Annotated in this window: 26 protein-coding genes; 23 read left to right on the top strand and 3 right to left on the bottom strand. The window is 43.3% G+C overall.

From position 1 onward, the window contains the following. Positions 1 to 60: 60 nt before the first annotated feature. From EUBC25_RS04530 to EUBC25_RS04520, 3 genes are all read right to left on the bottom strand, one after another. On the bottom strand, positions 61 to 951 hold the full coding sequence (locus EUBC25_RS04530; RefSeq protein WP_230107006.1) for a permease: 891 nt from the start codon (positions 949 to 951) through the stop codon (positions 61 to 63). Between the two features lie 180 nt (positions 952 to 1,131). Then, positions 1,132 to 2,505 carry a sodium-dependent transporter gene (locus EUBC25_RS04525; protein WP_230107005.1) on the bottom strand — a complete coding sequence of 458 codons (1,374 nt, stop codon included), beginning with the start codon at positions 2,503 to 2,505 and terminating at the stop codon, positions 1,132 to 1,134. A 246-nt stretch (positions 2,506 to 2,751) separates the two neighbouring features. Further along, the gene (locus EUBC25_RS04520; RefSeq protein WP_230107004.1) at positions 2,752 to 3,624 is read right to left on the bottom strand and encodes a LysR family transcriptional regulator; all 873 of its coding nucleotides are present in this window, start codon (positions 3,622 to 3,624) and stop codon (positions 2,752 to 2,754) included. Positions 3,625 to 4,010: 386 nt separating this feature from the next. Here EUBC25_RS04520 and rpsJ point away from each other — a divergent pair, with 386 nt between their 5' ends. The 23 genes from rpsJ (at position 4,011) to EUBC25_RS04405 (ending at position 15,588) form a co-directional block, all read left to right on the top strand. Beyond that, on the top strand, positions 4,011 to 4,328 hold the full coding sequence (gene rpsJ / locus EUBC25_RS04515) for a 30S ribosomal protein S10 (protein ID WP_033124771.1): 318 nt from the start codon (positions 4,011 to 4,013) through the stop codon (positions 4,326 to 4,328). A gap of 70 nt (positions 4,329 to 4,398) precedes the next feature. Further along, complete coding sequence (gene rplC / locus EUBC25_RS04510) at positions 4,399 to 5,079, top strand: 50S ribosomal protein L3 (RefSeq protein ID WP_230107003.1); 681 nt, start codon at positions 4,399 to 4,401, stop codon at positions 5,077 to 5,079. Between the two features lie 27 nt (positions 5,080 to 5,106). Beyond that, positions 5,107 to 5,727, top strand: a complete 621-nt coding sequence (rplD, locus tag EUBC25_RS04505; protein ID WP_230107002.1) for a 50S ribosomal protein L4 — start codon at positions 5,107 to 5,109, stop codon at positions 5,725 to 5,727. Beyond that, the gene (gene rplW / locus EUBC25_RS04500) at positions 5,727 to 6,032 is read left to right on the top strand and encodes a 50S ribosomal protein L23 (protein WP_230107001.1); all 306 of its coding nucleotides are present in this window, start codon (positions 5,727 to 5,729) and stop codon (positions 6,030 to 6,032) included. Before rplD ends, rplW begins: the two co-directional genes overlap by 1 nt. Before the next feature lie 108 nt (positions 6,033 to 6,140). Next, a complete protein-coding gene (gene rplB, locus EUBC25_RS04495; protein ID WP_230107000.1) occupies positions 6,141 to 6,983 on the top strand; it encodes a 50S ribosomal protein L2 in 843 nt (280 codons plus the stop codon). 25 nt (positions 6,984 to 7,008) lie between these two features. Beyond that, positions 7,009 to 7,290: a 30S ribosomal protein S19 gene (rpsS, locus tag EUBC25_RS04490; protein WP_230106999.1), complete on the top strand. Its 282-nt coding sequence runs from the start codon at positions 7,009 to 7,011 to the stop codon at positions 7,288 to 7,290. A 31-nt stretch (positions 7,291 to 7,321) separates the two neighbouring features. Continuing rightward, positions 7,322 to 7,708 (top strand): 50S ribosomal protein L22, encoded by a 387-nt coding sequence (rplV, locus tag EUBC25_RS04485; protein ID WP_004607294.1) that lies wholly within the window; start codon positions 7,322 to 7,324, stop codon positions 7,706 to 7,708. A 10-nt stretch (positions 7,709 to 7,718) separates the two neighbouring features. Then, positions 7,719 to 8,375: a 30S ribosomal protein S3 gene (gene rpsC, locus EUBC25_RS04480; protein ID WP_230106998.1), complete on the top strand. Its 657-nt coding sequence runs from the start codon at positions 7,719 to 7,721 to the stop codon at positions 8,373 to 8,375. After that, positions 8,375 to 8,812 (top strand): 50S ribosomal protein L16, encoded by a 438-nt coding sequence (gene rplP, locus EUBC25_RS04475; RefSeq protein WP_087174182.1) that lies wholly within the window; start codon positions 8,375 to 8,377, stop codon positions 8,810 to 8,812. The genes rpsC and rplP overlap by 1 nt, the downstream gene beginning before the upstream one ends. Beyond that, positions 8,802 to 9,005, top strand: coding sequence for a 50S ribosomal protein L29 (rpmC, locus tag EUBC25_RS04470; protein ID WP_076780560.1), 204 nt, complete (start codon positions 8,802 to 8,804; stop codon positions 9,003 to 9,005). The genes rplP and rpmC overlap by 11 nt, the downstream gene beginning before the upstream one ends. Positions 9,006 to 9,091: 86 nt before the next feature. Then, positions 9,092 to 9,295: a 30S ribosomal protein S17 gene (gene rpsQ / locus EUBC25_RS04465; RefSeq protein ID WP_230107549.1), complete on the top strand. Its 204-nt coding sequence runs from the start codon at positions 9,092 to 9,094 to the stop codon at positions 9,293 to 9,295. Positions 9,296 to 9,314: 19 nt separating this feature from the next. Continuing rightward, positions 9,315 to 9,683 carry a 50S ribosomal protein L14 gene (rplN, locus tag EUBC25_RS04460; RefSeq protein WP_230106997.1) on the top strand — a complete coding sequence of 123 codons (369 nt, stop codon included), beginning with the start codon at positions 9,315 to 9,317 and terminating at the stop codon, positions 9,681 to 9,683. Positions 9,684 to 9,700: 17 nt separating this feature from the next. Continuing rightward, on the top strand, positions 9,701 to 10,012 hold the full coding sequence (gene rplX / locus EUBC25_RS04455) for a 50S ribosomal protein L24 (RefSeq protein WP_230106996.1): 312 nt from the start codon (positions 9,701 to 9,703) through the stop codon (positions 10,010 to 10,012). Between the two features lie 23 nt (positions 10,013 to 10,035). Beyond that, positions 10,036 to 10,575 (top strand): 50S ribosomal protein L5, encoded by a 540-nt coding sequence (gene rplE, locus EUBC25_RS04450; protein ID WP_230106995.1) that lies wholly within the window; start codon positions 10,036 to 10,038, stop codon positions 10,573 to 10,575. Between the two features lie 11 nt (positions 10,576 to 10,586). After that, complete coding sequence (locus EUBC25_RS04445) at positions 10,587 to 10,772, top strand: type Z 30S ribosomal protein S14 (RefSeq protein ID WP_154476718.1); 186 nt, start codon at positions 10,587 to 10,589, stop codon at positions 10,770 to 10,772. A gap of 15 nt (positions 10,773 to 10,787) precedes the next feature. Next, the gene (gene rpsH / locus EUBC25_RS04440; RefSeq protein WP_230106994.1) at positions 10,788 to 11,189 is read left to right on the top strand and encodes a 30S ribosomal protein S8; all 402 of its coding nucleotides are present in this window, start codon (positions 10,788 to 10,790) and stop codon (positions 11,187 to 11,189) included. 184 nt (positions 11,190 to 11,373) lie between these two features. Next, entirely contained in the window at positions 11,374 to 11,916 is a 543-nt protein-coding gene (gene rplF / locus EUBC25_RS04435) for a 50S ribosomal protein L6 (protein ID WP_230106993.1), read from the top strand. 17 nt (positions 11,917 to 11,933) lie between these two features. Then, positions 11,934 to 12,302 carry a 50S ribosomal protein L18 gene (gene rplR / locus EUBC25_RS04430; RefSeq protein ID WP_230106992.1) on the top strand — a complete coding sequence of 123 codons (369 nt, stop codon included), beginning with the start codon at positions 11,934 to 11,936 and terminating at the stop codon, positions 12,300 to 12,302. A gap of 15 nt (positions 12,303 to 12,317) precedes the next feature. Beyond that, the gene (rpsE, locus tag EUBC25_RS04425; protein ID WP_230106991.1) at positions 12,318 to 12,827 is read left to right on the top strand and encodes a 30S ribosomal protein S5; all 510 of its coding nucleotides are present in this window, start codon (positions 12,318 to 12,320) and stop codon (positions 12,825 to 12,827) included. Between the two features lie 14 nt (positions 12,828 to 12,841). Further along, positions 12,842 to 13,021, top strand: a complete 180-nt coding sequence (rpmD, locus tag EUBC25_RS04420) for a 50S ribosomal protein L30 (protein ID WP_230106990.1) — start codon at positions 12,842 to 12,844, stop codon at positions 13,019 to 13,021. Positions 13,022 to 13,050: 29 nt separating this feature from the next. Then, the gene (gene rplO / locus EUBC25_RS04415) at positions 13,051 to 13,491 is read left to right on the top strand and encodes a 50S ribosomal protein L15 (protein WP_230106989.1); all 441 of its coding nucleotides are present in this window, start codon (positions 13,051 to 13,053) and stop codon (positions 13,489 to 13,491) included. Then, positions 13,491 to 14,807 carry a preprotein translocase subunit SecY gene (gene secY, locus EUBC25_RS04410; RefSeq protein ID WP_230106988.1) on the top strand — a complete coding sequence of 439 codons (1,317 nt, stop codon included), beginning with the start codon at positions 13,491 to 13,493 and terminating at the stop codon, positions 14,805 to 14,807. Before rplO ends, secY begins: the two co-directional genes overlap by 1 nt. Before the next feature lie 136 nt (positions 14,808 to 14,943). Further along, entirely contained in the window at positions 14,944 to 15,588 is a 645-nt protein-coding gene (locus EUBC25_RS04405) for an adenylate kinase (protein WP_230106987.1), read from the top strand.

The following is a 15,588-nucleotide window of genomic DNA, read 5'->3' as shown; positions in this document are numbered from 1 at the left end:
CTGGGGATGGCCATTTATAAAGATCATATGTAGAATTTCTTCTTGTTCTATCTGTCTTATTTAAGCAACTCCCGCTTTTTTGTCCTTTACAGCTGCACTGATCAGTGTATAGGAAGTCCACAGAAGAACAACACAAACCAGGTTGATCAGCCAGAACATCGGAAGAGATGTAACAAGTTTCCATGCAATGAATACACCGATACATCCGCCGATTGCGTTACCAACTGTGTGAGGAACATCGTAACGTTTGGTCTTGATAAACTCGATAGAGCAAGCCGGCATCAGACATGCACAGGATCCCATGAATACTGGGAAAGCTGCAGTTGCATCAACACCGAGCAGAAGGCAGGTAGCCATACAAGGTGCATACAGACCGAAACCGATATCCATCAGAGCGCCCCACAGGATGTTAAGACCTGCAGCTACGATCAACTGCCAGCCAGTCAGTGTTGTAGCTGTTCCGATCATACCGAACGGTCCCCATCCTGTATTTCTGCAAAGCATGATGATTGCAAGCGGAATCATGATAGTTCCAAGAGCCCAGCGGATCTTGTTACGAGGCCATTTTGTAACGATGGTGGCAAATCCGAAAGAACCTGCTGCAGCACACACATACATGATCAAAAGGAACACAGGATCAACATCTACAGAAGCTGTGAAAATGAATGCCTCGAAGATAACCGGGAAGGTATCACCAACATTCAGAGTTCCAGGGATGTTGATATCATCAATCTGGTTAAATAATTTATACATGAATGTGGATGGTGCATAGGAACCACATCCAAGAGTGTCAAGGAAGTTAGCGACAATACCTACAGCGAAACCGGATGCCCACTGTTTGCCGGTAGCGTTTTTGAGTTCATCCATACGATTCTTTCCGATATCGACGATAAGTCCGATACCTGTTCCGGCTGCCAGAACGCCGAATAAAATCTGAAGAAACAGTAACATAAAATTTTCCTCCAATCTCTAGATAAATAAATACTATAACTTTTACAGAGATGCCACCCCGATTTGACATCTCCATGTAAACCTAATTTACCATTTTGACAAAAAAAAGTCAATACTTTAAGCATAGAAAGAGAGAAATCATTGTAGAAAATGAACAATGATTTCTCTGTGGTTCCATGTTTATTTGATAAATCCGAAAACAGTAAGGAGAATGACGATCATGAAGATAGGTACGACTGCAACGGTCAATATCTTATTGTAAAGAGTGACGCGGCCGAATTTTCCGTCATTGGTTACTTCTTTTTCGTAGTTTTTAAATCCCCAGACTTTAGCGATAAATACACATACCAGAATACAGCCAATCGGCATCAGGAGATATGCGGTGAAGGTGTCCAGCCAGTCATAGATTCCCAGCATTCCCAGGCCGTTAGCGTCCAACCATGGAAGTTTTACATTGCTTAAAAGACCAAATCCCAGGGAAACAAAGACGTTCCCGATCGCGATGATAACAGTTGTCAGGATTGTTGCGTTGCGGCGCCCCATTTTCCGGTTGTCCTCAAAGGTGCGGATCGAAATTTCGAAGAAGCTGAACAGAGAGGAAATTACCGCAAAAAGAATGGCCAGGAAGAAACATACGCCGATGATCCTGCCGCCGGGCAGCTTTTCAAAAATATCAGTCATTACGTTAAATACAAGGCTAGGACCTGCGGATTCGATATCCACGCCGCCGGAAAAGGCAGAGGGGACAACGACAAATCCTGCCAGGATTGCTGCGGCGGTATCAAAAGTGGAAACCATGATCGCGTCGCTTTTCAGGTTGTTCTCTTTTGGAATGTTGGCGCCAAGGGTTACATACAGTCCCCAGCCGATGCCGACTGAGAAGAGAACCTGTGTAGCCGCCTGGGCGAAGGTAGTAAAGCTGAATTTGCTGAAATCAGGAAGAAGATAATATTTTACTCCTTCGATAGCATTTTCATTTACAGCCAGTGCCCATATGCTGCAGATGATCAGTAAGGCGAAAAGTACAGGCATCATAACTTTGGCGATTTTTTCCACTGTATTTGTGATCCCGAAATACAGCATAATGGACACAAATAAAAGGATAAGCGCAGCCCAGATCAAAGGTTCGATAGTAGAGGAAGTGAAAGTGTCAAAATAAACCTGTTTGTCGGAACCGAAATCTCCGCTGACTATGTATTGGAAAGCGTATTTTGCCACCCAGCCGCCGACAACGACATAATACATATTTATCATAAGGGTACAGACATTGGCGATCCAGCCGGCGATTCCCCACTTTTTGTTGATGCGCTGGAAAGCGGTAACGGCATCTTTGCCGGTATGGCGCCCTATGGCAGTCTCCATCTCTACCATGGGGTGCCCCATCAGTGCTACAACGATGATGTAGACTACTAAGAAAACACCGCCGCCTCCCTGATAGGCAAGGTACGGAAATCTCCAAATATTTCCCAGGCCGATAGCTGCGCCGGCGGCTACCATGAGATAACCGAAGCGGGAGCCCCATTGACGAGTTTCAGAGTTTGTTTGATTGCTCATAAATACGCATCCTTTCTTACGGGGTGTTTTTCTAATGAGTGTATCGATATTGTCCGCCCCTTGATATGAGAAGATTTAAAAGCAGGAAAGCGCTCGTCACAAACAGTGAGAGCGCCTTCGTTAGTTTAATCCTCTTCTTTAGTATATCGATACCGGGAGTATAAGTCAATAAAAAGCATTAAAAAAACTAATGGAAACATTAAAAAATATAATGAAAAATAGTTTTTATATGCTGGATTGCGTAAATCAGTCATCCAGCAGAAAATCTTTTGCGTATTCTAAAAATGCCCTGCAGGCCGGCGAAAGGTCATCGGGAGAAGAGTAAGCCAGTCCCAGCTGCCGGGAAACGGCCGGGGTGATATGCCGGGTTACAAAGTTCCCGTTTTGACCGCGCAGCAAGAGTCCTGGAAGGATCGTGATACCGAGATTTTGCTCTACCATAGAAAGAACAGAGAATTCGTTGATAGAGACAAAACGAATGTCAGGTCTGATGTTGTGTTCTTTCAGGACGCGGTGCACATCACTTCCGGGGGCATACTCTGTGATGACAAAGGGAGCTCCGTTCAGCTTTTCTATAGGAAGCGGATCGTAAGCGGACAGGGGATGACCGGAGGGCAGAACAGCCAGCAGCTCGTCGTCCAGAGCAGGGAGAAAATGGTAATGGTGACCGGGCTGATAACTGAGAAAGCCGATGTCAACGCGGCGTTCCTGGATCCAGTCGGCCAGCTCTCCTTCCAGGCCTTCTGTAATTTTGAACAATATATCGGGATGGCTGCGCTGGAAAGCCTGTATGATCCGTGGGATCCAGTGGATAGAGCAGCTCAGATAAGTCCCGATCGTAATGGTGCCGGTCTGGGCACCTTTCAGAGATGCGATTTCCTGGCGTACGACTTCGTCGGCATTTAAAAGAGCGCGTACGGCTGGAATGAGTGACTGTGCTTCCCGGGTGAGGGCGGTCCCGCTTTTATCCTTGATAAAAAGAGACAATCCCACTTCCTTTTCCAATGCTTTCATCATCTGGGTTATGCCGGACTGTGTATAGCCAAGCACCTCGCCTGCCCTTGTAAAACTGCCGTAATCATCTACGGCCAGCATAACCTTCCATCTTTTGATATTCATAAAATTCCTCATTTCTGTTGCTTCATATTATATATAGTGTAAAATATAAAGGTGTTTGCTTTCTATGATAATAAATAGTAACGGACACCGAGAAAAAATACAAGGAAAATAAAAAAAATACTTGAAAACCGGAAATATATCATATATAATGAAAAAGCTGTGACATGATAGCTGTGAAGCGTGAGGTTGCTGTCCGCAAGTGACAGGTTTTCCGTGGAGCGAATGTCAAGTTAGGAAACTGGCGACAAGTCACTGTACGAAACTACTATAACAGCTGCTGAAATGCAGTAACAACGTGTGAGTTTCTCACGACACACACGGGAGAGTGTACAGTCACCGCTTGTCGTACTGAAGTGAAAAAGTACGAAAAGGAGGCGACTTTTTTTATGGCAAGTCAAGTAATGAGAATCACATTGAAAGCGTATGATCATCAGCTTGTTGATGCATCCGCAAAGAAAATCATCGAAACTGTAAAGAAAAATGGAGCGAAGGTGAGCGGACCTGTACCGCTTCCGACAAAGAAGGAAGTAGTGACAATCCTTAGAGCTGTTCACAAATACAAAGACTCCAGAGAACAGTTTGAGCAGAGAACTCATAAAAGACTGATTGATATCATTACGCCGACCCAGAAGACAGTAGATGCTCTGTCAAGACTGGAAATGCCGGCTGGTGTTTATATTGATATCAAAATGAAAAACAAATAAGCAGTATTCCTAAAATTTAGGATGAACGTCAAAAAAGGCGTTCCGCTGTAAATCACAGGAGGTATTTATAATGAAGAAAGCTATTTTGGCTACAAAAGTTGGAATGACACAGATCTTCAATGAAGACGGCGTTCTGACACCGGTAACTGTGCTTCAGGCTGGACCATGCGTGGTAACACAGGTTAAGACAGTGGAAAACGATGGATACAGCGCAGTGCAGGTTGGATTCATGGATAAGAAAGATAAGATCATCAACAAGGACAAGAGCGGTAAGAAAGAAATCGTTCATCGCCATGGTGTGACAAAAGCAGAGCAGGGACATTTTGCAAAAGCTGGTGTTTCCGGCAAGAGATTTGTAAGAGAGTTCAAGTTTGAGAACGCTGAAGAATATACACTGGCACAGGAAATCAAGGCTGATATCTTTGAGGTTGGTGATAAAGTAGATGCTACAGCAATCTCCAAAGGTAAAGGATTCCAGGGTGCTATCAAGAGACATGGACAGCACAGAGGACCTATGACACACGGTTCCAAATTCCATCGTCATGCAGGTTCCAATGGTGCGGCTTCTGATCCGAGCAAGGTATTTAAAGGAAAGAAAATGCCTGGACAGATGGGAAACAAGAAGATCACGATCCAGAATCTGGAAGTTGTACGCGTAGATGCTGATAAGAACCTTCTTTTAGTAAAAGGTTCTGTACCGGGACCAAAGAAATCTCTGGTCACAATTAAAGAGACAGTAAAAGCTAACTAGGTTTTACGAGGAAGGAGGAACACTTAGATGGCAAACGTATCTGTTTACAATATCGAAGGTAAAGAAGTTGGTACGATCGATCTGAACGATGCTGTATTTGGTGTGGAAGTAAACGAGCACCTGGTACACATGGCGGTTGTAAGCCAGCTTGCAAATAAACGTCAGGGAACACAGAAAGCAAAGACGCGTTCCGAAGTTTCCGGCGGCGGAAGAAAACCATGGAGACAGAAAGGAACCGGTCATGCAAGACAGGGATCCACAAGAGCTCCACAGTGGACAGGAGGCGGAGTTGTATTCGCACCGGTACCGAGAGATTATTCATTCAAAATGAATAAAAAAGAAAAGAGAGCGGCTCTGAAATCTGCTCTGTCTGCAAAAGTTGCAGAGAACAAATTCATTGTGATCGATGAGATCGCTTTTGAAAACTTTAAGACAAAGAATTTTGCAAACGTATTGAAGAACCTGGATGTAAACAAGGCATTAGTCGTATTGGAAGATGGAAATGTAAATGCAGAGATCTCTGCAAGAAATATTGCTGATGTAAAAACTGCAAAGACAAATACAATTAATGTGTACGACATCCTGAAATACAACACAGTGATCACAACAAAGGCTGCTGTTGCTGCAATCGAGGAGGTGTACGCATAATGGCTGATATCAAATATTATGATGTAATCCTTAAACCGGTAATTACAGAAAAGAGCATGGAGCTGATGGGCGAGAAGAAATATACATTCCTTGTTCATACAGATGCTACAAAAAATCAGATTAAAGAAGCTGTTGAGAAAATGTTCGCCGGAACAAAAGTAGAAAGCGTAAACACAATGAACAACGGTGGAAAGAAAAAGAGAGTGCGCGGAACCATGCAGTTCGGTACAACCGCTAAGACAAAGAAAGCGATTGTTCAGCTGACAGAAGAAAGCGCAGATATTGAATTGTTTGAGGGACTGTAAAATTTGCTGAAAGCAAAAACAGTACAGGCGTCCATTCCCCGCCGGGGAAGGGACAAAGCATACGGACAGAAACCGTGATAATAAACAGTATTGAAAGGAGAAGCAATCATGGGAATCAAAACCTATAACCCATATACGCCTTCCAGAAGACAGATGACTGGATCTGATTTCTCTGAAATCACAAAAACAACTCCAGAAAAGTCTCTGCTTGTTTCCAAAAGCAGCCAGGCAGGACGTAATAACCAGGGAAAAATTACAGTAAGACACCGCGGAGGCGGAGTTAAGAAAAAATATAGAATCATCGACTTCAAGAGAAGAAAAGATGGTGTTGCAGCAACAGTATTAGGAATCGAGTATGATCCGAACAGATCTGCAAATATCGCTCTGATCTGCTACGAGGATGGAGAAAAAGCATACATCCTGGCACCGCAGGGATTGACAGACGGTATGAAAGTCATGAACGGACCGGAAGCAGAGGTAAGAGTAGGAAACTGCCTGCCGCTTTCAGAAATTCCGGTTGGTACACAGATTCACAACATTGAGCTGTATCCTGGAAAAGGCGGACAGTTGGTACGTTCCGCTGGAAACAGTGCACAGCTGATGGCAAAAGAAGGAAAATACGCAACTTTAAGACTTCCATCTGGTGAAATGAGAATGGTTCCGATCATCTGCCGTGCATCTATCGGTGTGGTAGGAAACGGAGATCACAACCTGATCAACATCGGTAAAGCAGGACGTAAGCGTCACATGGGTATCCGCCCGACAGTACGTGGTTCTGTTATGAACCCGAACGACCATCCGCACGGTGGTGGTGAAGGTAAGACTGGTATCGGACGTCCGGGTCCGTGTACACCTTGGGGCAAACCTGCTCTTGGACTTAAGACCCGCAAGAAGAACAAACAGTCTAACAAGCTGATCGTAAGAAGACGTGACGGTAAAGGAATCAAATAAATAGTTTCACAAGGAGGTAGAACTAATGGCTCGTTCACTTAAAAAAGGACCATTCGCAGACGCAAGCCTGCTGAAGAAGATTGATGCAATGAACGCATCCGGAGACAAGGCCGTTGTTAAGACATGGTCTCGCCGTTCTACAATCTTCCCGAGCATGGTTGGCCATACAATCGCTGTACATGACGGAAGAAAGCATGTGCCGGTATATGTAACGGAAGATATGGTTGGACACAAACTGGGAGAGTTTGTTGCAACAAGAACATACAGAGGACACGGAAAAGACGATAAGAAATCTAAAGTCAGATAAATAGAGACGTATTTGAAAGGAGGGTTCATCCATGGCAAAAGGACATAGATCCCAAATCAAGAGAGAGAGAAATGCTAACAAGGACACAAGACCTTCAGCAAAGTTGTCTTACGCAAGGGTTTCTGTTCAGAAAGCATGTTTCGTATTAGATGCCATCAGAGGTAAGGATGTAACAACAGCACTTGGTATTTTGACATACAATCCAAGATATGCTTCAAGCTTAATAAAGAAATTATTAGAGTCAGCAATCGCAAACGCTGAGAACAACAACGGAATGAATGCTGAAAACCTTTATATTGCAGAGGCTTATGCAAATAAAGGACCAACAATGAAGAGAATCAGACCTAGAGCACAGGGAAGGGCATACAGGATCGAAAAGAGAATGAGCCATATTACACTTGTGCTTGATGAAAGATAAGGAGGGCATTATGGGACAGAAAGTAAATCCTCATGGCTTGAGAGTCGGCATTATCAAAGATTGGGACTCTAAATGGTATGCTGAAAAAGATTTCGCTGACTACCTTGTAGAAGACCATGAAATCAGAACATTTCTGAAGAAGAGATTATACAGCGCAGGAATTTCCAGAATCGAGATCGAAAGAGCATCTGACCGTGTGAAGATTATCGTTTACACTGCAAAGCCGGGTGTTGTGATCGGTAAGGGCGGTTCCGAGATCGAAAAGGTAAAAGCAGAACTTGCTAAGTTTACAGATAAGAAACTGGTTGTAGATATCAAAGAAGTTAAGAGACCGGACAAAGATGCACAGCTGGTAGCAGAGAATATCGCACAGCAGCTTGAGAACCGTATCTCCTTCAGACGTGCAATGAAATCCTGCATGTCCAGAACAATGAAGGCCGGAGCTCTTGGAGTTAAGACTTCCGTATCCGGACGTCTTGGCGGAGCAGATATGGCTCGTACAGAATTCTACAGCGAGGGAACTATTCCTCTTCAGACACTGAGAGCAGACATTGACTACGGATTCGCCGAAGCTGATACCACATACGGAAAAGTTGGTGTGAAGGTATGGGTATACAAAGGTGAAGTTCTTCCGGAAAAGGCAGCAAAGGAAGGGAGCGATAAATAATGTTAATGCCAAAAAGAGTAAAACGTCGTAAACAGTTCCGTGGCTCCATGAAAGGAAAAGCACTTCGTGGAAACACACTTTCATATGGTGAATATGGTATCGTTGCAACAGAGCCTTGCTGGATCAGATCAAACCAGATCGAGGCTGCCCGTATCGCTATGACACGTTATATCAAGCGTGGCGGTAAAGTTTGGATCAAAATATTCCCAGATAAACCAGTAACTACGAAACCAGCTGAAACACGTATGGGTTCCGGTAAAGGTACCTTAGAATACTGGGTAGCAGTTGTAAAACCAGGACGCGTAATGTTCGAGATCGCAGGCGTTCCGGAAGAAGTGGCAAGAGAAGCTCTTCGTCTTGCAACACACAAGTTACCTTGTAAATGTAAAGTCGTTTCTCGCGCAGACTTAGAAGGCGGTGATAACAGTGAAAATTAATGCATTTGTAGAAGATTTAAGAACAAAATCAGCTGCAGAGCTGAACGAAGAATTAGTAGCTGCTAAAAAGGAGCTCTTCAATTTAAGATTCCAGAACGCAACAAACCAGTTGGATAACACAAGCAGAATCAAAGAAGTAAGAAAAAATATTGCAAGAATCCAGACTGTAATTACAGAAAAGAGCAATGCCTAGCTTTTTGAGCAAAATGCAGAGAAAGGAGTAACACCGTGGAAAGAAATCTTAGAAAAACACGTGTTGGTAAAGTAATCAGCAATAAGATGGATAAAACGATCGTAGTTGCTGTAGAAGATAATGTAAAACATCCGCTTTACAACAAAATCGTAAAGAGAACTTATAAATTAAAAGCCCACGATGAAGCAAATGAATGCAACATCGGTGACAAGGTAAGAGTTATGGAGACAAGACCGTTATCAAAAGATAAGAGATGGAGACTTGTCGAAGTTATGGAAAAAGTAAAATAGTATAAGGAGGGAAACCTGCATGATACAGCAAGAAAGCAGACTGAAAGTAGCAGACAATACAGGTGCGAAAGAGTTACTTTGTATCCGCGTGCTTGGAGGTTCCACAAGAAGATATGCAAGCATCGGAGACGTGGTAGTTGCAACTGTTAAAGATGCAACACCAGGCGGCGTTGTAAAAAAAGGTGACGTCGTAAAAGCTGTAGTTGTACGTACTGTAAAAGGTACTCGCCGTAAAGACGGTTCTTATATCCGCTTCGACGAAAATGCTGCTGTTATTATTAAAGATGATAAAAATCCAAGAGGAACCCGTATCTTCGGGCCAGTAGCAAGGGAGCTCCGTGATAAACAGTTTATGAAAATTGTTTCCCTGGCTCCGGAAGTACTTTAAGGAGGTGCGAGAATAAGATGTCAACTATGAAGATCAAAAAAGGCGACATGGTTAAAGTGATTGCCGGTAAAGATAAAGACAAAGAAGGCAAGGTCATCGCTGTAAATCAGAAAGACGGTACAGTTCTCGTTGAAGGTGTCAACATGCTGACAAAGCACACAAAACCAAGTGTTGCAAATCAGAATGGCGGTATCGTTCATCAGGAAGGACCTATTGATATATCCAACGTAATGTACATCCATAAAGGAAAAGCTACAAGAGTAGGGTTCAAGATGGATGGAGACAAGAAAGTGCGTGTTGCAAAATCAACAGGCGAAGTGATTGATTAATTTGAGGAAGGAGGTCCAGTGCTTTGAGCAGACTGAAAGAACAGTACCAGAACGAGATCGTTGATGCAATGATCAAAAAGTTTGGTTATAAAAATATTATGGAAGTGCCGAAACTTGACAAAGTTGTTGTCAATATGGGTGTCGGCGAAGCAAAAGATAATGCAAAAGTTTTAGAGTCAGCAATCGCTGATATGGAAAAGATCACAGGACAGAAAGCAGTCGTTTGTAAAGCAAAGAAATCCGTGGCTAACTTCAAAGTAAGAGAAGGAATGCCGATCGGCTGCAAGGTTACATTAAGAGGAGAAAAGATGTACGAGTTCGTTGACCGTCTTGTAAATCTTGCTCTGCCTCGTGTACGTGACTTCAGAGGTGTAAATCCAAACGCATTTGACGGAAGAGGAAACTATGCTCTTGGTATCAAAGAGCAGCTTATTTTCCCTGAAATTGAGTACGATAAGGTTGACAAAGTCAGAGGTATGGATGTCATTTTTGTTACAACGGCTAAGACAGACGAAGAGGCTCGCGAGCTGTTAAAACAGTTCAACATGCCGTTTACAAAATAAGGAGGTAAATTATGGCTAAGACAGCAATGAAAATTAAACAGCAGCGTAAGCAGAAATTTTCTACAAGAGAATACAGCCGCTGCAGAATCTGCGGTCGTCCGCATGCATATTTAAGAAAATATGGAATCTGCCGTGTTTGCTTCCGCGAACTGGCATACAAAGGACAGATCCCAGGTGTGAAGAAGGCAAGTTGGTAAAGGAGGAAGCAATCCATGACAATGAGTGATCCAATTGCAGATATGCTTACAAGAATCCGTAATGCAAATACTGCGAAACATGATACAGTAGATATTCCTGCATCAAAGATGAAAATTGCTATTGCTGACATTCTGGTGAATGAAGGATATATCACAAAATATGACATTGTAGAAGACGGAGCATTTAAGACAATCCGTGTGACACTGAAATACGGTGCAGATAAGAACGAGAAAGTAATTTCCGGTCTGAAGAGAATTTCCAAACCAGGACTTCGTGTTTATGCAAGCAGCGAAGAACTTCCGAAGGTTCTTGGAGGACTTGGAACAGCGATCATTTCCACAAATCAGGGAGTGATCACAGACAAAGAAGCAAGAAAACTCGGCGTAGGCGGAGAAGTTCTGGCATTTGTATGGTAAAATTTTGAGACAATTTGCGGGACAGAGGATACACCACAGCCACTAGGCTCGTGAAGGGCCTCGCCAAGTGGGCTGGGTGCACTTTCGCACTAAGCTCGTGAGGACCTCGCTAAGTGCTCAATGTGACTGAAAACAGAGCAGACAAAGCATCTGCTCCGAAAATTTAAGTTAAGGAGGATATGGTATGTCACGTATAGGAAGACTGCCAATTACAGTTCCAGCAGGGGTTACTGTTGAAATTGCAGAGAACAACAAAGTGACTGTAAAAGGTCCAAAGGGAACTCTTGAAAAAGAGCTTCCGGTAGAAATGGAAATCAAGCAGGAGGGAGATCAGATCGTCGTAACAAGACCGAACGATCTGAAGAAAATGAAATCTCTCCATGGTCTGACAAGAACACTGATCAACAACATGGTTGTCGGTGTAACAGAAGGATACAAAAAGGTTCTGGAAGTCAACGGTGTTGGTTACAGAGCTGCAAAAGCCGGAAATAAGCTGACACTTAGCTTAGGATACTCTCATCCGGTAGAGATGATTGACCCAGAGGGAGTTGAGACTGTTCTGGAAGGACAGAACAAGATCACTGTTCAGGGAATTGACAAAGAAAAAGTTGGCCAGTATGCGGCTGAGATCAGAGACAAGAGAAGACCGGAGCCATATAAGGGCAAAGGTATCAAGTATGCTGATGAAGTGATCAGACGTAAAGTTGGTAAGACTGGTAAGAAATAAATAAGGAGAGTGTGAAAATGGTTAGCAAGAAATCAAGAACAGAAGTACGTGTTAAAAAACACAGAAAAATCCGTAACCGTTTCAGCGGTACACCTGAATGCCCACGTTTAGCCGTATTCAGAAGTAATAATCATATGTATGCACAGATTATTGACGATGTGGCAGGGAACACTCTGGTTGCAGCTTCCACTCTTCAGAAAGACGTGAAAGCGAACCTGGAAAAGACAAACAACGTTGATGCAGCTGCATATCTTGGAAAAGTAATTGCTGAGAAGGCACTTGAAAAAGGCATCAAGGAAGTTGTATTTGACAGAGGCGGCTTCATTTACCATGGTAAGGTTCAGGCATTGGCAGATGCAGCTCGTGAAGCTGGACTGGAATTTTAGGAAGGGAGAACACAGATGAGACAGGAACGCATTGATGCTAGTCAGTTTGAATTAGCAGAAAAAGTGGTAGCAATTAAGCGTGTTACCAAAGTTGTTAAAGGTGGTCGTAACTTCAAATTCACAGCTTTAGTAGTTGTAGGTGATGGAAACGGCCATGTTGGAGCAGGATTAGGAAAGGCTACCGAAATTCCGGAAGCAATTCGTAAAGGAAAAGAAGATGCAGCAAAGAATTTGATCTCTGTTGCACTGGATGATCATGGAAGTATTACACATGATCAGATCGGTAAATTCGGAAGTGCATCCGTACTTCTGAAGACAGCGCCCGAAGGTACTGGAGTTATTGCCGGAGGTCCGGCACGTGCCGTTATCGAGATGGCAGGTATCAAGAACATCCGTACAAAATCTCTTGGTTCCAACAATAAGCAGAATGTAGTACTTGCTACGATCGAAGGATTGAGAGAAGTAAAAACTCCGGAAAAAGTATCTAAGCTTCGTGGAAAATCCATCGAAGAGATCGTAGGCTAAGGAGGTAGATGAAAGTGGCAGATTTAAAAATCACATTAGTAAAATCTACAATCGGTGCCGTACCGAAGCATAAGAAGACAGTAGAAGCTTTAGGACTGAAAAAAGTAAACAAGACTGTTGTTTTGCCGGACAATGCAGCAACAAGAGGTATGGTAAAACAGGTACAGCATTTAGTAAAAGTAGAGGAAGTTTAATTTAGACTATAGAGTAAGGAGGTGTCATAATGGACTTATCAAACTTAAGACCAGCTGACGGAGCTAAGCACAGTGATAATTTCAGAAGAGGACGCGGACATGGTTCTGGAAATGGTAAGACTGCCGGAAAGGGACACAAAGGACAGAAAGCTCGTTCAGGCGGCACAAGACCGGGATTTGAAGGCGGACAGATGCCATTATACAGAAGAATACCGAAGAGAGGATTCACTAACAGAAATACAAAGACTATCGTTGGAATTAATGTGAGCGCTCTGGAAGTATTTGATAATGACGCTGTTGTTTCTGTAGAAACATTAAAAGAAGCAGGCATCGTGAAAAACGCAAAAGACGGTGTAAAAATTCTTGGAAATGGAGAATTAACTAAGAAACTTACAGTGCAGGCCAACGCTTTCAGCGCAGGCGCTGCAGCTAAGATTGAGGCTCTTGGTGGAAAAGCAGAGGTGATCTAATGTTTAAAACAGTGCGACGGGCATTTCAGATAGAGGATATTCGCAGGAAGATCCTGTACACATTCATGATGCTGATCGTAATCAGAATCGGATCTGAACTGCCGACACCTGGCGTAGATCCTGACTTTATAAAAGACTTTTTTGCACAAAACACTGGTGAGGCATTTAACTTCTTTAATGCCATCACCGGTGGTTCATTTGAGCAGATGTCCGTTTTCGCCCTCAGTATTACACCATATATTACATCCTCGATCATTATGCAGCTTCTGACTATTGCAATTCCCAAACTGGAAGAAATGCATAAAGACGGAGAGGATGGCCGTAAAAAGATTGCAGCGATTACACGGTATCTTACCATTGGCCTCTCTTTGATCCAATCTACTGCCATGGCTGTAGGATTCGGACGTCAGGGACTTTTGGTAGAGTTTAATTTTGTTAATGCTGCAATCGTGGTTTTGACATTGACGGCGGGAAGTGCTTTCCTTATGTGGATTGGCGAGAGGATCACGGAAAAAGGCGTTGGAAATGGTATTTCCATTGTACTTGTCATTAACATTATTTCTCGTATTCCAAACGATATGTATACGTTGTTTGAGCAGTTCGTTAAAGGGAAAAGCCTTGCATCAGGCGGACTTGCGGCTTTGATCATTATTGCGATCATTCTGGCCCTTGTTGTCTTTGTCATTTTCCTTCAGGATGGACAGAGAAGAATTGCAGTACAGTATTCACAGAAAGTCCAGGGAAGAAGAACATTTGGCGGACAGTCTACCTACATTCCGATGAAGGTCAACACAGCCGGTGTAATTCCGATTATCTTTTCTTCATCGCTGATGCAGACACCTATTCTGATAGCGTCATTTCTGGGAAAAGGTGATGGAAACGGCATCGGAAGTGAGATTCTCCGCGGATTGAATCAGGCAAATTGGTGCAATCCACAGAATATCAAATATACGTGGGGGTTGCTTGTTTACATTTTACTGACTGTATTTTTTGCTTATTTTTATACATCCATTACATTTAACCCAATGGAGATTGCGAACAATATGAAAAAGAGCGGCGGTTTCATTCCGGGCATCCGTCCGGGAAGACCAACTGTGGAGTATCTGACAAAAATATTGAACTATATTATTTTTGTAGGTGCTTGCGGTTTGATCGTCGTACAGGTTGTTCCGATTATCTTTAATGGATGGCTGGGAGCAAACGTTTCATTCGGCGGTACATCACTGATCATTATTGTCAGTGTAATTCTGGAAACGATCAAACAGATCGAATCACAGATGATGGTCCGCAACTATAAGGGATTTTTAAATAACTAGATACCCTAAGAGGGACTCTGGCGGTTGGTCTGGAATATTGAATTTCAGGTCAGATCCGCCGGGGTATATTTGCTTTTAAACTCGCGGAAGAAATATATTTTCGCGGGTTAAAATGCTATAAGGAGGAGATAAGCCTATGAAGATCATTATGTTAGGTGCGCCTGGTGCCGGAAAAGGGACACAGGCAAAAAAAATTGCAGCTAAGTATAATATTCCCCACATTTCCACAGGAGATATTTTCCGTGCAAATATTAAAAACGGTACGGAGCTTGGAAAAAAAGCTAAGACTTATATGGATCAGGGACTCCTTGTGCCGGATGATCTTGTTGTAGATCTTGTTGTGGACAGAGTAGGTCAGGATGACTGTGAAAGAGGATATGTTCTGGATGGATTTCCAAGAACGATCCCGCAGGCGGAAGCGCTTACCAAGGCACTTGCCGATATGGGACAGAAAGTAGACTATGCTATCGATGTGGATGTACCGGATGAGAATATTGTGCGCCGTATGTCGGGAAGAAGAGCATGTGTGGGATGCGGAGCTACATATCATGTTGTATATGCACCGACGAAAAAAGAAGGTATCTGTGATACCTGCGGCGGTGAACTGATTCTTAGGGATGATGACAAGCCGGAGACTGTACAGAAGAGACTGAATGTATACCATGAGCAGACACAGCCGCTGATTGATTATTATACAGAAGCCGGAATTTTAAAGACAGTAGACGGAACTGTGGACATTGATGATGTATTTCAGTCAATTGTAGATATTTTAGGAGCGTAA

The sequence above is a fragment of the Claveliimonas bilis genome, assembly GCF_020892095.1.
In the GTDB taxonomy this organism is placed as follows: domain Bacteria; phylum Bacillota; class Clostridia; order Lachnospirales; family Lachnospiraceae; genus Claveliimonas; species Claveliimonas bilis.
The sequence above is the reverse complement of the archived record's forward strand: the minus strand, read 5'-3'. Positions and strand labels throughout refer to the sequence as shown.

Excerpts from the sequence above, each read along its gene's own strand:
- EUBC25_RS04530 (WP_230107006.1), bottom strand. The coding sequence starts at position 951 with ATGTTACTGTTTCTTCAGATTTTATTCGGCGTTCTGGCAGCCGGAACA.
- EUBC25_RS04525 (WP_230107005.1), bottom strand. The coding sequence starts at position 2,505 with ATGAGCAATCAAACAAACTCTGAAACTCGTCAATGGGGCTCCCGCTTC.
- EUBC25_RS04520 (WP_230107004.1), bottom strand. The coding sequence starts at position 3,624 with ATGAATATCAAAAGATGGAAGGTTATGCTGGCCGTAGATGATTACGGC.
- rpsJ (WP_033124771.1), top strand. The coding sequence starts at position 4,011 with ATGGCAAGTCAAGTAATGAGAATCACATTGAAAGCGTATGATCATCAG.
- rplC (WP_230107003.1), top strand. The coding sequence starts at position 4,399 with ATGAAGAAAGCTATTTTGGCTACAAAAGTTGGAATGACACAGATCTTC.
- rplD (WP_230107002.1), top strand. The coding sequence starts at position 5,107 with ATGGCAAACGTATCTGTTTACAATATCGAAGGTAAAGAAGTTGGTACG.
- rplW (WP_230107001.1), top strand. The coding sequence starts at position 5,727 with ATGGCTGATATCAAATATTATGATGTAATCCTTAAACCGGTAATTACA.
- rplB (WP_230107000.1), top strand. The coding sequence starts at position 6,141 with ATGGGAATCAAAACCTATAACCCATATACGCCTTCCAGAAGACAGATG.
- rpsS (WP_230106999.1), top strand. The coding sequence starts at position 7,009 with ATGGCTCGTTCACTTAAAAAAGGACCATTCGCAGACGCAAGCCTGCTG.
- rplV (WP_004607294.1), top strand. The coding sequence starts at position 7,322 with ATGGCAAAAGGACATAGATCCCAAATCAAGAGAGAGAGAAATGCTAAC.
- rpsC (WP_230106998.1), top strand. The coding sequence starts at position 7,719 with ATGGGACAGAAAGTAAATCCTCATGGCTTGAGAGTCGGCATTATCAAA.
- rplP (WP_087174182.1), top strand. The coding sequence starts at position 8,375 with ATGTTAATGCCAAAAAGAGTAAAACGTCGTAAACAGTTCCGTGGCTCC.
- rpsQ (WP_230107549.1), top strand. The coding sequence starts at position 9,092 with ATGGATAAAACGATCGTAGTTGCTGTAGAAGATAATGTAAAACATCCG.
- rplN (WP_230106997.1), top strand. The coding sequence starts at position 9,315 with ATGATACAGCAAGAAAGCAGACTGAAAGTAGCAGACAATACAGGTGCG.
- rplX (WP_230106996.1), top strand. The coding sequence starts at position 9,701 with ATGTCAACTATGAAGATCAAAAAAGGCGACATGGTTAAAGTGATTGCC.
- EUBC25_RS04445 (WP_154476718.1), top strand. The coding sequence starts at position 10,587 with ATGGCTAAGACAGCAATGAAAATTAAACAGCAGCGTAAGCAGAAATTT.
- rpsH (WP_230106994.1), top strand. The coding sequence starts at position 10,788 with ATGACAATGAGTGATCCAATTGCAGATATGCTTACAAGAATCCGTAAT.
- rplF (WP_230106993.1), top strand. The coding sequence starts at position 11,374 with ATGTCACGTATAGGAAGACTGCCAATTACAGTTCCAGCAGGGGTTACT.
- rplR (WP_230106992.1), top strand. The coding sequence starts at position 11,934 with ATGGTTAGCAAGAAATCAAGAACAGAAGTACGTGTTAAAAAACACAGA.
- rpsE (WP_230106991.1), top strand. The coding sequence starts at position 12,318 with ATGAGACAGGAACGCATTGATGCTAGTCAGTTTGAATTAGCAGAAAAA.
- rplO (WP_230106989.1), top strand. The coding sequence starts at position 13,051 with ATGGACTTATCAAACTTAAGACCAGCTGACGGAGCTAAGCACAGTGAT.
- secY (WP_230106988.1), top strand. The coding sequence starts at position 13,491 with ATGTTTAAAACAGTGCGACGGGCATTTCAGATAGAGGATATTCGCAGG.
- EUBC25_RS04405 (WP_230106987.1), top strand. The coding sequence starts at position 14,944 with ATGAAGATCATTATGTTAGGTGCGCCTGGTGCCGGAAAAGGGACACAG.